The sequence below is a fragment of the Roseovarius sp. D0-M9 genome (assembly GCF_037083805.1).
Lineage (GTDB): Bacteria > Pseudomonadota > Alphaproteobacteria > Rhodobacterales > Rhodobacteraceae > Roseovarius.
Genome location: NZ_JBAPKZ010000053.1, coordinates 1 through 14,293, shown reverse-complemented (window position 1 = coordinate 14,293; position 14,293 = coordinate 1). Strand labels below are relative to the sequence as shown.

At 55.3% G+C, this 14,293-nt stretch carries 16 protein-coding genes and 2 pseudogenes; 9 read left to right on the top strand and 9 right to left on the bottom strand.

Translation table 11 applies throughout. The features are described 5' to 3' along the window. Positions 1-12 precede the first annotated feature (12 nt). On the top strand, positions 13-177 hold the full coding sequence (ccoS, locus tag V8352_RS19825) for a cbb3-type cytochrome oxidase assembly protein CcoS (protein ID WP_336426013.1): 165 nt from the start codon (positions 13-15) through the stop codon (positions 175-177). Beyond that, positions 149-349: a hexameric tyrosine-coordinated heme protein gene (locus V8352_RS22045; protein ID WP_442971075.1), complete on the top strand. Its 201-nt coding sequence runs from the start codon at positions 149-151 to the stop codon at positions 347-349. Before ccoS ends, V8352_RS22045 begins: the two co-directional genes overlap by 29 nt. Before the next feature lie 216 nt (positions 350-565). Here the strand turns inward: V8352_RS22045 and V8352_RS19820 are convergent, their stop codons facing one another. The 3 genes from V8352_RS19820 to V8352_RS19810 form a co-directional block, all read right to left on the bottom strand. Continuing rightward, positions 566-1,774 (bottom strand): aromatic ring-hydroxylating oxygenase subunit alpha, encoded by a 1,209-nt coding sequence (locus V8352_RS19820; protein ID WP_336426011.1) that lies wholly within the window; start codon positions 1,772-1,774, stop codon positions 566-568. A 10-nt stretch (positions 1,775-1,784) separates the two neighbouring features. Then, positions 1,785-3,848, bottom strand: a complete 2,064-nt coding sequence (locus V8352_RS19815) for an oxidoreductase (protein ID WP_336426010.1) — start codon at positions 3,846-3,848, stop codon at positions 1,785-1,787. A gap of 66 nt (positions 3,849-3,914) precedes the next feature. Beyond that, on the bottom strand, positions 3,915-4,160 hold the full coding sequence (locus V8352_RS19810) for a hypothetical protein (RefSeq protein WP_336426009.1): 246 nt from the start codon (positions 4,158-4,160) through the stop codon (positions 3,915-3,917). A 138-nt stretch (positions 4,161-4,298) separates the two neighbouring features. On the opposite strand from V8352_RS19810, the gene V8352_RS19805 reads away from it, so the two are divergent. Beyond that, positions 4,299-4,583: an HU family DNA-binding protein gene (locus tag V8352_RS19805; protein WP_336426008.1), complete on the top strand. Its 285-nt coding sequence runs from the start codon at positions 4,299-4,301 to the stop codon at positions 4,581-4,583. 108 nt (positions 4,584-4,691) lie between these two features. On the opposite strand, the gene V8352_RS19800 is transcribed toward V8352_RS19805, so the two are convergent. Continuing rightward, positions 4,692-5,309, bottom strand: a complete 618-nt coding sequence (locus tag V8352_RS19800) for a tyrosine-type recombinase/integrase (protein ID WP_336426007.1) — start codon at positions 5,307-5,309, stop codon at positions 4,692-4,694. Between the two features lie 270 nt (positions 5,310-5,579). Here V8352_RS19800 and V8352_RS19795 point away from each other — a divergent pair. The 4 genes and pseudogenes from V8352_RS19795 to V8352_RS19780 all read left to right on the top strand — a co-directional run. Then, positions 5,580-6,353: pseudogene (locus V8352_RS19795) on the top strand (Tn3 family transposase); the annotation flags it as partial. Positions 6,354-6,361: 8 nt separating this feature from the next. Next, positions 6,362-6,979 (top strand): plasmid pRiA4b ORF-3 family protein, encoded by a 618-nt coding sequence (locus V8352_RS19790; protein ID WP_336426006.1) that lies wholly within the window; start codon positions 6,362-6,364, stop codon positions 6,977-6,979. Positions 6,980-7,100: 121 nt separating this feature from the next. Beyond that, positions 7,101-7,694, top strand: coding sequence for a recombinase family protein (locus V8352_RS19785; RefSeq protein WP_336426005.1), 594 nt, complete (start codon positions 7,101-7,103; stop codon positions 7,692-7,694). Then, positions 7,691-8,170: a hypothetical protein gene (locus tag V8352_RS19780; protein ID WP_336426004.1), complete on the top strand. Its 480-nt coding sequence runs from the start codon at positions 7,691-7,693 to the stop codon at positions 8,168-8,170. The genes V8352_RS19785 and V8352_RS19780 overlap by 4 nt, the downstream gene beginning before the upstream one ends. Positions 8,171-8,367: 197 nt before the next feature. Here the strand turns inward: V8352_RS19780 and V8352_RS19775 are convergent, their stop codons facing one another. The 4 genes and pseudogenes from V8352_RS19775 to V8352_RS19760 form a co-directional block, all read right to left on the bottom strand. Beyond that, positions 8,368-9,354: a ParB/RepB/Spo0J family partition protein gene (locus tag V8352_RS19775; RefSeq protein WP_336426003.1), complete on the bottom strand. Its 987-nt coding sequence runs from the start codon at positions 9,352-9,354 to the stop codon at positions 8,368-8,370. Beyond that, complete coding sequence (locus V8352_RS19770; protein ID WP_336426002.1) at positions 9,354-10,718, bottom strand: ParA family protein; 1,365 nt, start codon at positions 10,716-10,718, stop codon at positions 9,354-9,356. Before V8352_RS19770 ends, V8352_RS19775 begins: the two co-directional genes overlap by 1 nt. Before the next feature lie 117 nt (positions 10,719-10,835). Next, positions 10,836-11,828: a helix-turn-helix domain-containing protein gene (locus V8352_RS19765; RefSeq protein ID WP_336426001.1), complete on the bottom strand. Its 993-nt coding sequence runs from the start codon at positions 11,826-11,828 to the stop codon at positions 10,836-10,838. A 530-nt stretch (positions 11,829-12,358) separates the two neighbouring features. Further along, positions 12,359-12,991 (bottom strand): annotated as a pseudogene (locus V8352_RS19760) (recombinase family protein); the annotation flags it as partial. A gap of 126 nt (positions 12,992-13,117) precedes the next feature. Between V8352_RS19760 and V8352_RS19755 the strand changes: the two are divergent. Continuing rightward, a complete protein-coding gene (locus V8352_RS19755) occupies positions 13,118-13,375 on the top strand; it encodes a type II toxin-antitoxin system ParD family antitoxin (RefSeq protein ID WP_336426012.1) in 258 nt (85 codons plus the stop codon). Further along, positions 13,372-13,707: a type II toxin-antitoxin system RelE/ParE family toxin gene (locus V8352_RS19750; protein ID WP_336426000.1), complete on the top strand. Its 336-nt coding sequence runs from the start codon at positions 13,372-13,374 to the stop codon at positions 13,705-13,707. The genes V8352_RS19755 and V8352_RS19750 overlap by 4 nt, the downstream gene beginning before the upstream one ends. On the opposite strand, the gene V8352_RS19745 is transcribed toward V8352_RS19750, so the two are convergent. Beyond that, positions 13,702-14,293, bottom strand: a 592-nt coding sequence (locus V8352_RS19745; protein ID WP_336425999.1) for a tyrosine-type recombinase/integrase, incomplete at its 5' end; no start/stop codon positions are given. The two genes, V8352_RS19750 and V8352_RS19745, sit on opposite strands and share 6 nt — an antisense overlap.

The following is a 14,293-nucleotide window of genomic DNA, read 5'->3' as shown; positions in this document are numbered from 1 at the left end:
TTATCGCTCGGAATGGGCCTGATCGGCCTTGGGGTCTTCGTCTGGGCGCTGCGAAACGACCAATTCGAGGATCTGGAAGGGAATTCTCACCGAGTTCTCCTCCAGAGCGACCCACCGGACCGGAAAGAAGAACCCAATGACAAAATGACTGACCACTCTGAACACAGCGGCGCATGAAGAAGGTTGTGAACTGGCCGACAAGATGGTGCGGGTTGCGATAGCGATAGCGCAACCTGACCCCAAGATCAGCGACAAACTGCGCCCAATATACGCCAAAAATGAAGGTGAGTTAAGCGCCTCTAACCAAATGCCACCGTATCAACAGCTTAAAATTACTGGAAGCATGTGACATGACAACCATCCAACGTACGAGCGGCAATTTCATCCTCGATGCTGGACTGCTGACAGATGCCTTCAGCGTGACGCAAGATGATATAAGGCAACACTCCCTCGGGTCGGAGGGGAGCAGTCCGACGGCGGCTTAGAAAACCTTCGGTGAAGGGAGATCGCGTCGCAAAATATCGCCGAGCGGTGATGAATGCTGCAAGCCGAGCCGCAGCGAGTGTCAGCCCCCTGATCGGATCATACTTAGGTAATTGTCGTAAAACGACTGCATTCCCCATTCCATATCGGCCAGAGGGCCGGGTACGAAGTGGTGCGAATTGACACCTTCCTGATTGATCCGAATGATGCATTCGTCATCAAGCGACGTTTCGTGCCACAACCAGATAAGCGTATCGGGATCGTAATCCTGCCCGGCAACAGCATCACCACGGACGTACCAAACAACTTGGATATCGGTTCTCTGTAACGCAGTGGGCACAAATCTATAGCCAACGACATAGTCGGAATAGATCAGAAAATTGTTCAAGACGCCGATCTGCAAGTCGGTTGTGCCACCGTCGTATCCCGTCAGATTCCCCAGCAGAGGTGCAACGGGTTCCCCTGACTTGCTGCCGGTCTGATAACCGGGATAAAGCGGGTAGCGGCGATAGTAGAAATTCATCCCCTGTTGGCCCTCGGCTGGTAAGCTCAACACTTGTGAAGGCAGACCGGCCTCTCGCCCCTTTTGCTGCATGGCCTCGACCAGTTCATTGGTCATCGAGCTCGGATCTTTCAAACTGTGGCTGCGCGAATATTCCTTGTGGGACGGCGCGCAGTGATAGCACTCCATGTAATTCTCCAGCGCCAGTTTCCAGTTTGCGGGCACGGGGTATGACGCGGAATGCGCAGCCTTTAGGTTTCCAAGACCAAAGGGCGCAGCGAGGGCGCGCAGCTGATCCAACCCCGTGTCGATTTCTGGCGTGGTCTCGCCGGTGCAAATGAAAATCAAGCCTTCAAACACCCTCACTTTGGCTTCAAACAATCCGTATTGCGTCGGGTCAAAATCTGGACCCATTGCGCGCCCACCCCGCAGGTGCCCATTCAGGTCATAGGTCCATGCGTGATATGGACAGGAAAACACCCGCGCGTTGCCCTGATGTTCAACGCAAACACGGCTGCCGCGATGTCGGCAAACATTCAGATATGCACGCACGTCATTGGCACTATCGCGCAGGACGATCACGGATTCCGTACCGTATTCAAACAGAAAGTAATCACCCGACGCTGCAATCTGACTGATGTGGCCAACCCATATCCAGCTGTTGTTCCAATAGGCGCCAATGTCGTGATGGTAGATGTCCTCGCGTGTATAGAAACTGCGTGGCAGCGCAAAACCCGGTGTGCAGGATTCAATCAGAGCGTCCAATCCGATCGGTTGTTGGTGCGTCATGTTGTGGTCCTTAAGGTGTTAGGTCGATTAATTCGCGGGCATAGTCCTGCTGAACTATCAGGTTTGGATCAGCCTCAAAGTTACGCGCGGCCATGTGTCCGGCATAGACCGCGTCAGCGATCAAGCCGGGGGCTGCGGCGTCACCGATCAGTTCCAGTGTCTTAATGCCCGCAGGGGCGTCCGCCCAAAGCTGATCATAAAGGTCTGTGTTGCGGGTGCGTTCGGTTACCAAAATGGTACTGTCAGTGGGCAGTTTTTCCGCGCGATCAGAGTAGATACAAAGGGTATCGCAAAAATCCGTGGATAGGCCGCTCAGGCGCCGGCCCGTTCTGATATCAACACCCAGCTCTATCAAGGCTTTCTGAATACGGACTTGTTCCAGAGTAACTTCGGTCCAGGGGGAAACGACGCTGGCGGGTGTCACAAAAGTGACGTCATAGCCCTTGTGGGCCAGCTCTTGGGCCAACACGCCCGCGATGTAGATTTGATCATCATCATAGATCAGTATCCGGCCTTTCGGGGGCTCAATACCTGCCATAATGTCATCCGGGGTCAGAACGGTAGCGCCCGCGTTGATTTTTAGCGGTTGGCGGTTCGAGCGGCCAACACCGTCACGACGCCACGTCGCACCGGTCGCGATGAAAACATTGGAGATAGTCAGTTCCACAACGTCTGCGGCACTAAGTTTGCTGTTGAGAAACAGGGCCACATTGGCAGGCTGCTGAAGGTTGTAAATCCGGTTGTCGGCCACGCGTTGCCATGCAGCCAAACCGTGCAGCGCAGACTCCTTTGTCACGCGCCCGCCCAATGCATCGCTCGCCTCCGCCAAAGTGACCTGATAGCCGCGCCGAGACAATTGCATTGCGCATTCCAAGCCTGCCGGACCACCGCCGATCACCAAAGCTTCATCTTCGCAACCCTTCGTGGCGATTAATTCGGGATGCCACCCGCGCCGCCATTCTTCGCCCATCGTTGGGTTTTGCGTACAGCGGATCGGCACGCCCAGATTGTCAGCAGACACGCAGATGTTGCAGCCAATGCATTCGCGAATTTCATCAATCCGACCTTCTTCGATCTTCTTGGGCAAAAACGGATCGGCAATAGAGGGCCGGGCCGCGCCAATAAAATCAACGATGCCTTTATTGACCAATGACAACATCATATCGGGTGAAGTCAGTCGACCTACAGCGACAATTGGTTTGGTTGTCATCTGTTTCACGAACGATACATAGGGGGTCTGATAACCATCATCAGGCTCAAACCGCGTGGTCGCGGAATCGTTGGACCAGTCGGAAACATTCACGTCCCAGAGGTCGGGGATCTCGGCGAGCATCTCAACGACGGCGCGGCCTTCTTCCTGCGCTTGCATGCCGTCAACGCCCATCATTTCATCCACCGCGAACCGTAGTGCTACGGCGCAGGTATCACCCACCGCGTCATGCGTGTCTTCCAAAAGTTCCCGCATCAAACGGGCGCGGTTTTCCAGACTGCCACCGTATTCATCGGTGCGGTTGTTCATCTGTGGCAGCAGGAAGTGCTGGGTTAGCGTCATCCGGTGACCGGCGTAAACATAGACGATATCAAATCCCGCATCGCGGGCGCGCAAAGCGGCGTCTCGATGCCATTTGCGAAAATTGCGAATGTCGGTCTTGTCCATCGCGCGGGCTTGTTTCGGCTGGATGCTATCGATGGACATATCTGACGGCGCAAGTAGCGGTGCGCGGGTCAGAAGGTTGGGCGCGTGGTTGCCGTTGTGTACCAATTCTACCGCGGCCAGTGCCCCTTTGCCATGAACGGCGTCGGTCATCAGCCGCAGAGCAGGGATATCACGCGCATCCCACAGCCGTCCTTCGGCCGCGGGAGATAAATCAGAAGACGGGTGAATTTCGGTTTCCTGATTGCTAACGACTGCCCAGCCACCTTCGGCCTTCATCGCGCGCATTGCGGCCTCGGCTTTGGGCCGCAAGTGCCCCATGCCATTGCAATGAGGGACCTGATAAAAGCGATTGCGAGCCGTTACTGGGCCGATCTTCACCGGCTCAAACAGACGCGCGTATTTGTTGGTCATCGTCATATACGTACTATCCTATCCGTTATGTTGCGGCAGGGGCCGCGTTACAGCCCCTGCCAAAGCGTCTTTCTAGAAACCGGATTTGATCCGCTTAATTTCGCGTAGCATCTTGGCGTCCAATACAGCTTCAACCGCATCAAAGAACAAGCTACCTTCAAAGAATTTCTGCACGTCGTCAAAGCCGTAAGCCGCCAGCGGTTCGGCATCAACGACATCATAGGCCGCGGCGTTGGCATGGGCATACCCCCAGTTTTCGATGATATACTGACCACTCCCGAAATCGCTAAGCGCGTTCAGCAGGTCACGTAGGCTCAACCCGCCACCGGAATCTTAGTCGCGTTATCCTGCCATCATCCGGAGGTGGTCGATCCGCTTCTGGCAGGGAATGCCCCCACTTGCTGAGTTGAATGATTCATGTTTTCTTTCAATAAGAAACAGCATGGAGGCTTTCGAATGGTCAGATCAGAGCTGATTGCGAAACTCGCTGCTGAAAACCCGCATCTCAAGCAAGTAGATGTCACGGCAGTGATTGATGCGATATTCGACGAAGTTACCGACACAATAAGCCGTGGCGGCAGAGTTGAGCTTCGGGGTTTTGGTGTATTTCTAACCAAGCAACGCGAGCCTCGTCTTGGACGAAACCCCAGAACAGGTGATACAGTCAAAGTTGACGCCAAACAGGTCGCCGCTTTCAGAGCATCGAAGAACTTACTCGCACGCATCAACAAGAAACTTTAGAATACCATCGATAGGGCACATGGGGTTGAGGGGGGAGCATTTGTGGCAGTTATTCCACAAACAACGTAAAATCAGGCTCTACTCACCTAATATAGGTGGTTCGATCTGTTATTTGATCGTTCTGTCCCACATCCTGGCTGCTAAGTCCTGCTCTTCTTTGCCCACAGCATCCACATAGATCGCGGTCGTGCTGAGCTGCGCGTGGCCCAGCCACTTTTGCAGAATGTGCAACGGAATGCCCTTCACAACGCCATTGACCCCGAAGCCGTGGCGCAAGCCTTTCAGGCTTCTGTGTGCCGCGTCCGGAAGACCGGCCTCTATCATGATCCGCTTGACGATCTGCCAGACGCTGACCCGGCTGAGCGGCCAGATCGGCGCATTGGTCAGCTTGCGTGATTTCTGGGCCTCGCGGATTCCATGGGCGGTGTTCAGCGTATCGAGGTAGTCTGGCGGCACCGGGACGCTTCTGTAGACGGCCTTGGTGCTGCCGGAGGCATCCTTGCGCTTCTTCAGACTGCGGATGGTGATTGTACCGCCCGACAGGTCTACCATCCCCGGCGTGATCTCCAGCAATTCCGACGGCCGGCACCCGGTCCAGTGCAGGGTCTCGCAGAGGGTGCGGTCGCGGGCGGGCTGGCGCCGGGCCGCAGCGAGGAAGGATGCGCGCTCCTCGGCGTTCAGATAAAGCCGGTTTCCGGCGGGGTCATGGAGGCGCATTTCGGACATGGTGAACAGTTTACCCGAAGACTGTTAAGCCCGGAAGCCCGAGCAGGCCCCCTGCCCTGCTGATCCGGCGGTCACGGCACCCAGAGGCTTAACACTATTAGTAATAGTGTTAAATCGCCGACCTTCGAGGTTGTTCCAGACAAATCTATCGGCCCGGCGCGGCCTTGAGGCCTTTCTCGAAGCGCTCCGTTGCCGCCACGGCTTCCGTTATCAGGGTATCGAAGTCGTCAGGTGGGTTGCCGCCGTCCAACATTCCTTTGAAAGTTGCATATGCGTCGGCTATCGTCTTCCGAAGTGGCCGCCATGATTGAGGGTGTCTTGCGGCACTGCGCTGACATGGAAGTCCAGCGGCAGTATGTAGACAGCCACGAACAAAGCGCTGTCGGCTTTGCTTTTTGCCATCTTCTGGGATTTGAGCTTGCGCCACGTCTCAAAGCCATCGCGCGCCAAAAACTCGCCCTTCCGAGTGCGGGTATGCGAGGGCAACTGCCTAATCTGTTGCAAATTCTGTCAGGCGTGATCGATTGGGGTGAGATCGAACGACAGTATGATGAAATGGTCAAGTACACAGCAGTCATGCAGCACGGGACAGAAGCCATCCTTCGCCGGTTTGCGCGTTCCGATGTGATGCACCCCACCTACAAGGCGCTGGCGGAGCTTGGCCACGCCATCAAGACGATATTCCTGTGCCGCTACCTGCGCTCGGAGGCCTTCCGGCGGGAAATTCACGAAGGGCTGAACGTCGTGGAAAACTGGAACAGCGCGAATAGCTTTGTGTTCCTCGGCAAAGGCGGCGAAATTGCCACCAACCGTGTGCGGGACCAGGAAACCGCTGCGCATGCGCTGCGCCTGTTACAGTCGTCATTGGTCTACGTGAACACGCGAATGGTGCAATCCGTCCTGCGTGACCCCAATGTGATCGCACGCTTGTCCCCTGAGGACTATCGCGGCCTGTCCCCACTCATCTATCTACACATCAACCCTTATGGCCGCTTCGAGGTCGATCTGGATAAGCGGATCGATTTTGGACCCTTGGCCGCATAGAGGCGCTCATGGCGAAGAAAGAACCCCAAGTCTTACGATTGAAGATCACCCTTGAGGATGTCGACCCAGCTCCGTGGCGTGAAATCGAGATCAGGTCTGACAAGGCCTTGCCACATTTGCATGATGCCATTCAGGCGGCTTTCCTATGGTATGACATGCACCTGTGGGATTTCGAGATTGGTGACCGGAAATACCAGATGAAAAGCGAGGACTTCTGGAGCGAGCCGATGTTCGGCCCACCTGTGATGGAGGTCACCACCAAGAAGCTCGACTTCTTTCTGAACAGCAAAGTGCCGCCTGTGGTCTATACCTATGATTTCGGGGATGACTGGGCGCATCGTATTGAACTGGTCTCAAAGCGCCCAGTCGTGCTGAATGAACCATTGCCGCGTTTTGTGAGCGGTGAGTGGGCAACCCCGCCAGAAGATATCGGAGGCCCGCCGATGTACGAAGCTTTCAAGGAGGCGCGTGCTGACGAAAACCATCCTGAACATGAATGGGCGAAAGAGACCGGATATGTTGATTGGGAGCACGAAGATATCCATTACGATGTCATCGCCAAACAATTTACGAAACTGCAGATGCGGAAGACGCGGCGGACATCGCGTTGGGTTATGGACAGCTAGATTTGATACTTAGGGTGCACTCATAGTGACGTCTCGTATGAACTGTGAAAGTAGCCATTTTCCTGTTCACTTTGGGCCTGTTCCGAGATAATGAACAGATCATGTCAAAGGCACACCCAAAATGAGCACTTATCAGGCCAAAATCGGGTACGCGCGCACCTCGACCGTCGAACGGAACCTCGATGCGCAGATTGCTGCCTTGAAAGCGGCCGGGTGCGGCATGGTCCGCACCGAACAAAAAAGTGGGACCAGCCTGGAGGGACGACCCGAGCTCAAGACGATCCTCGACTTCATCCATCCAGGAGAAACGCTGGTAGTCACGCGCATTGACCGGCTGGCCTGCAGTCTCAGTGATCTGCAGGCTATCGTCACTCATCTGAAATCCAAGGGCGCGCATCTGGCGGCAACCGAGCAACCCGTGGATACATCCACGGCAACCGGAAAAGCCTTTTTCGATATGCTTGGCGTTTTCGCTGAGTTCGAAACCAACCTGCGCCGGGAGCGCCAGGCCGAAGGCATTGCCGTAGCGAAGCAGCGTGGTGTCTATCGCGGGCGCAAACCCAAAATCGATCTCAAGGCTATTCAGGCGAAGCTAATCGAGGGCTGCTCGCCCACCGAAATCGCGCGAGAGATGGGGATATCGCGCGGAACCGTCTATAAAGCAAAGGCCCAAGTGACCTCGGACCATAACGGCAACGGGGCGGCCACGTCATGAAAAAGAACACACGCAAACCAAAGGCCCCCACAAAAAAGACGTCGGTCCAGACAAGTTCCAAAGTCTCCCCGCCGCGCAATCTGACGCCAGAGCTGTGCGACCGCCTGTGTCGGGATATGATGAAAGCATGCCTTGCCGTGGCTGAAACACATGGCCTCACGGTCGAAGGCGGCGAATTGAGCGATATCGATCTGCGTCATAGCTTCAACATCGGCTTCCGCGTTGGCATTCCGATGGAAAACGGCGCGATCTATTCGCCGAACAAAGCCATGTTCGAAGTGCTCGCACCGCATTTTGGGCTGGAGCCATCTGATTATCGCCGAACGTTTAAAACCGGTGGAGACCTTCACCGGATCGTTGGGATCAACCCTAACAGACCAAAATACCCTATCAGCACTGAGCGGATCTCCGACGGTCGAGGCTTCAAGATGCCGGCTGAAAACGTCGCTATGTATCTGCAACGGTCAGACCCATGAAGTGTGCCATCTTTGTTCCTCCAAAAGCCCAAATACGTAGCTTCGGGCCAGCTAGGCCAAATACGCGAAAACAAGGTGGCAATCCCGTTTAGTTAGTTTGCCAAAGTAACCGAACCGAGGCTTGCTAGAGCTCGTCATCAGAGCGGCGTGCTCGAGCGCCCGCGACATTTCGAGCGTTCGGTGGCCGTCGAAAGCGTCTACTCTTGAGTCCGTCTGTGGCGCTCGAGCAGCTCTGAAAGCGCGTCTTCGAACGCTTCTTCATCTGTGATCTCGATGCCCTTTACCGCCACGCTGATACCCGATTTGATTCTCTTGATCCGGTAGCTGCCACCGGATCTGAGAGAGATCTGCTTTGCCTGGGCTGGCTTCACCTTGTCGGATGGGTCAGAGACACTGTCATTACCGTTTGAAGCCCCCTGCCCTTCCGGAAATTTCAGATCTGGAAGAAGAGCCAGGATTTCCCGGATCGACGCCGTGCTGGTATCTATCCGTTCTTCAATCAGGTTTTCGTTTTCAACGACTTTGAGGCCACCGGACACGTAGGGTTGAGAGACACCAAGCCGCTTCGCGACCTCTTGCTGAGACATCCCGTTAAGCTTCTTCGCGAGTGATCCGATGGAAAGCAGTCTTTCGAATCCGGACAGATCCTTTCTCATTGTGTTCTCGAAGTAGCGCTCTTCGAGATCGGCCAGGTCCAGATCCTCAAGGTCGACAACAAGATGCGCCAGAACCGGGATACCGAGGCGCTTGCATGCCTCGAGGCGACGCCGGCCCGACTGAATGATGAACCTGTCATCCGGATCGATCTTGAACGCGTCAATCTTGTTCGGACGCCACCCCGTGTCAGCAGGCCGGACTCTTATGGGCTGGAGCTGGCCGCGTTCCCGAATGTTGTGGACCAAGATTTCAAGATCAGGATCATCTTTCCAGTCGCCAACTCGGTCTGATCCGACTTCAGGATTCTCATCAATTTGATCCGTTGGTATCTCGAGTGACACCCCCCCCCGCAATATCGCGCCAGCGACATCTTCTCGGATTTCTCGGAGAGCTATCTTGGTAGAAGACTCCATGGCGTGTCCCAGGAGCCCCCCTGCCCTTCCAGGCGTCATTTCCGGCGTTTTGTCTGCGGCAGGCTGCTGCTCAAGCTCATCAATATTCTTCATCGTCAACTTTTTCTTAGCCATCAGCTCCACCTCTCTTTGATGAATTCGTCTGCGTATCCGCGGCTTGGCAGCTCTCCCTGCCATACCAGTTTGACCAGGGCATCGTTCACCGCGTTCGCATTTTTCAGGAATGCCTTCGCAGACGCCCTTCTGGTTCTCGGCGGGTCGTATTCGTAGACAGATTTGTATTCCTCGGCAGCATTCGAGATCGCATCCGACCGCGAATACCAGACAGGCAGAAAGAGATCTGGAGCCCTTGATCTGAGATCAACAAGCTGATCGAGATCGCGTTCATTCTGTTCTTGAACGATTGTCGGCAGCACGACATGCGGTCCGGGGCAGTATTCTGCCATTTGCGCCTCATCGACGATCTCTGACAGGTGCTCGACGTATTCAGAAATTGAACGTGCATACGATGTCAGCGTGGACAAATCGAAGCCCTTCATGGTCTGCGGGATCACAACATTGGTTGCTGCCATCAGGCCGTTCAACTGCATCAATGTCAGGGAGGGCTGCTGGTCAATGACGATGACGTCGAGGGTTTCAGTCAAAGCCTCATTATATACGCGTGTATAAAACTTCCCGTCGGGCCCGAGGAGATCTTCTGGAAGAGTTTTTGGTGGGTATGCGGCTTCCCAGGTTGAGATCGCATCTTTGAGAGATGAATAGACCGCTTGGTTCTTCACGGGCGCCATGAAATAGAGGCTGATGTCTCCGTTCTGGATATCCGAATTGCCGGGGATCAGCCGCGTTCCCGGCCACGGGGTCCGCCGCCACATATCGTTCTGCTGCTCAGGAGAGGGTAGGGGAGGGATCTCGCCTTTCGCAGCCAGCTCTCGGGCCAGCGGCGGATTGTCAACACCGGAAAAATGGGCGACCGTCTGCGTGTCGGCCGCGAAGAGATCGATGCTGCTGTCGGCAAAATATAGGGTCGCAGTCGCCTGCGGATCCATGTCGACGACACCAACCCGGAGCCCATACTGAAGAGAGATATACTGCGCAAAGTGAGCAGCAGACAGGGACTTCCCGGTGCCCCCTTTCTGAGCGCCGAACGTCACGATCTTCAGGGGATCACCGGTTTTCCGCCAATGGAGGAAGTCTTTTTTTCTCGAATTCGAGTTCAGAATCGCGCGCATGAGCATGATCTCATCGAGATCGAATGTGCGCTCCCTGCCTTCTCTGACGCCTTCAGGAAAAGCGGGGTCCTCTTCCGAGAACTTCATGATCTGCTTTGTCAGGTAGCTTTTCTCTTTCCCAAAGAGCGTTGCCAGGTCAGTGATGTTGAAGCGGCGCCCCACTCTCGTCCGGAGCGTCAGATCGCGCTGGAGCTTCGACTGGACGGATTCCATCGTCGTTGAAAGCTGGTTGATGAACTGCTCAATCATGTTTTCTGCTTTCTTTTCTTGAACGCTTACACACTTGAAGTCGGTCTCGCAAATTATATACGCGTCTATAGCCGATCTTTCTCAACACTTGGCGCCTGCCGGCATGGTCGGCCTGAATTATATACGCGTATATAACTGGGCTTGTGATCGATCGTACCGTTCCAGGACTCCACTCAGATACTTCACGACGACCTGCGGGCCAGGGGGGGTATATACGCGTATATAATCGATCATCTCAGAGAGCTGTTTGGCGGTCGAGGGCTTCTTCCAGTGCCTCTTCCAGCTCTCACTCATCGACACTGCAAGGCGTTGTAGGGTCTCCTTAGGCTGTCCTGATTTCGTGTTGATCAGTTGGGCATGCTCAGTAGCTTCTTCCTCCGAAACGGGGACCCCGACAGACTTCCAGAGCTCCGCCAGATCGATTGTGGAAACCTGTTCTTCTGCATCAAACCCGCCATCGATGAGGGCCTGTGATTTCATTTTTTGAACAATGCTGCGGGTCTCCTCGACCAGCTTGACCGGTGGTCGGCTGCTAAAAGAAGGGTAGGGGGCTCCACGAACCAACCCCTTCCATCTTTCAAGAATCTGATCGACAACACTACTGACAATCGGATCAGAAGAGCCCTGATCGGATTTCTGATCAGGCGCCACGGTAGTAGTATTTTGGTTATCTTGAATCTGGTTATTATGGTGTTCATCCGAGTGAATGGGGCATTCATCTTCCTGAACAGTCAAAACTGAAATCTGATCGGCCTTGTTAGGGTCTGTTTTTTCAATACGAGTGTGAGCCCGAAGACGATCCCGCCAAGAGCTCCAAAAGGTAATCAGGTAGTTCAGAATGCAGTTGCCGCGTCTCTTGTAACGCTCTTTCGTCTCGACCAAGCCAAGACCTCGAAGTTCTCTGAGGTAACCCGAGATGGCGGCCTTCGATTTTCCCTGGTCGTCTGCCAAGCGGCTCATTCTCGGGAAGCACTCACCCGTTCTTTTATCGGCATATGAGCACAGTATGCAGAGCAATCGGAAAGCTCCATCTGACATAGGTGTGCGCATGATTTCATCGGGAATGGCGACGTAGCCGCCGGAGAAATCCATGTGATTTTCTGGTGTCATCAGTCAAAACTCACCTGTTCACACAAGTTTTTCCTTGTGCGGTTTCGGGCTGACTGCTAAAAACGGAACTGTCTTAAGGTTGTTTTTAACAGCTTTTCCTGGAAGCACTGTCAGCGGCAAACTGGCAGTGTTTTCTCGTTTTAGGGCTATGTCTGATTGATCATGTGCTCTGTCCTCGTTGTGAGTGCCACCCGCTCTTCGGCGGTTTGACTACGATATAACAACAAGTTAATGCACAATCGTAGTGTTTCACGCAACAGGTTTCTTTAGGCACCTCATGAGCGACCACTAAGCAATTGAGAAGAATAAGAAAACAACTTACGTGGGGGTGTGTTCGAATTCACCTACAATATGTTGTGTTGGGTTCAAAGGTGGAGAATCGAGTCGTTTTCGAATCTATCCGCGGATGTTTTGTGCTTTGGAAGGGCTTTTGTTCAAAGACGAACGGTGTTTACCAACGGTCAGTTTGATAGGGGTTCGTGGGTGCAAGGGTGCGAAGTTGACGAACACTGGATGGCAGAGTGAGGCTCAGCGCGCAGCAGGCGGTTTTGCGTCCAGCGCTGCTCCTCGGGCAGGGGGCTGTTGATAATCCGTAGCACATCTTCCCAGGCCATATCGGGCCGAAGGCGGCGCACATGGGGCACCCATTCCTGGGCTGTCTCGTTCAGGCGCTCCATGTAGCTGTCCCGTCGTGCCAGCCGCACCTTGCGCAGCGCGACAGGGTCTTTGGCGCGCAGTCCAGGGTTCCCGCCAACACGGCGCTTGGTCCGCGCGCTGGCAAGCCCGGCTTTCGTGCGCTCCCGGATCAAGGCACGCTCGAACTCAGCCGCGGCGCCCAGCACCTGCAGCGTGAACTGGCCCTGCGGGGATGCAGTGTCGATCGGATCCTCGATCGAGCGGAAAAACGCGCCCTTTGCCTCAAGCCGCTCGATTACCTCCAGTAGATGCGACAGCGGTCGCGCCAGCCGGTTGATCCGTACGATGACCAGCGTGTCGCCCTTGGCCATGCGCTCCAGCACCCGCACGAGGACTGGCCGCGCACGATTGCTGCCCGAGGCCTGTTCTTCATGGATCTCGGCGCAGCCGGCGGACTTCAGGGCCTGCGACTGGGGCAGGGGGGTCTGATCCTTGGTCGAAACCCGGGCATAACCTATCAGGGGCATCAAAACAGTCTTTTTGCAGTTTACGTATCGCTAATAAACGACCGTTTGAAGACAGCGATGCGAGGGTCTACATCATTGACCAAAATCCTGCGTTGGCATATATTGCCAACAAAGGAGGCCTGTCATATGGTAACACGCAATGTCGTTCTGACCGAAACCCAGGACCAGTTGGTTCAGGCTTTGGTGGCAACCGGGCGCTATCAGAACGTGAGTGAAGCAATGCGCGCGGGGTTACGGTTGCTCGAACAGGAAGAAGCTCAGTTCGCAGGGATCCGGCAAGGCCTGCTCGAGGGATTGGCGCAAGCCAGGGCGGGCGAGTTTGCCGAAGGTAGCGGAGAAGAGGCGATCCGGCGGGCCTTTCGACAAGCACGCGCGTCTTCATGAGTCGCTCCTTTCGGCTGACGCGCCGCGCAGAGGCCAGCCTGGTTGAGATTGCCAAGTGGACGATAGCGAACTTCGGGTTCAAGCAGGCCGAACTTTATGAAACGGAACTGCTCGACCGCTGTCAGGCGATCCTGAACGGTCAGGCGCATAGCCGGAACTGTGCTGTTTTGGTCGATGATGCTGCGGATTTGCGGTTCACGAGGGCAGGGGAGCATTTCCTGGTGTTTCTGGATCGGCCAGACGACGTGATCATCGTCGACATCCTGCATTCCCGAAGCGATCTTCCACACCATGTTGCCGCGCTGGCGGCGTCAAGGAATGACATATCATAGTCCAGCAGCCTTAGTCAGGTTCACCCGGAATCGGTCGCGACGGCGCTGATATCGGCGAGTCATTTCGGCCGAGGCATGTCCGAGCTGTTTCTGGACATAGCGTTCATCGACTTCCGCGCTGCTGGCCAAGCCGGCGCGCAAGGAGTGACCGGAAAACATGGCCAGCCGATCTTTCTCGGGCAGCTCTGCCCGGATGCCGGCATCAAGCACAGTTCTCTTGATCAGCCGCGCGACATGTTTGTCGTTGAGACGCGCCTCCAGCGCGCGTTTGCCATTCCGCGACGTGCCCACGAAGACCGGGCCGAAGTCTATCTTTGCGAAATACAGCCATTGCGCCAATGCGTAGACGGGGCATGTCTGGTCCGACGATCCCCGGCCAATCTCGACCTCGCGCCACCCGGTTTTGCTGCTCAACGTCAGCAAGGCGCCCTTGTCGAGGATCTCGATCCAGCCGCCGCTGTCCGGCGTATCGTCCTTGGGTAGTGCCCCACCGGGTGGTGTAAGAGGCCGCGCGCGAAGCCCTTGGCGTAGCGCAGCGCGCGGCCGGGTCTGGCGGCCACCGCGCTTCTTCGTAATCTGAGGTTGT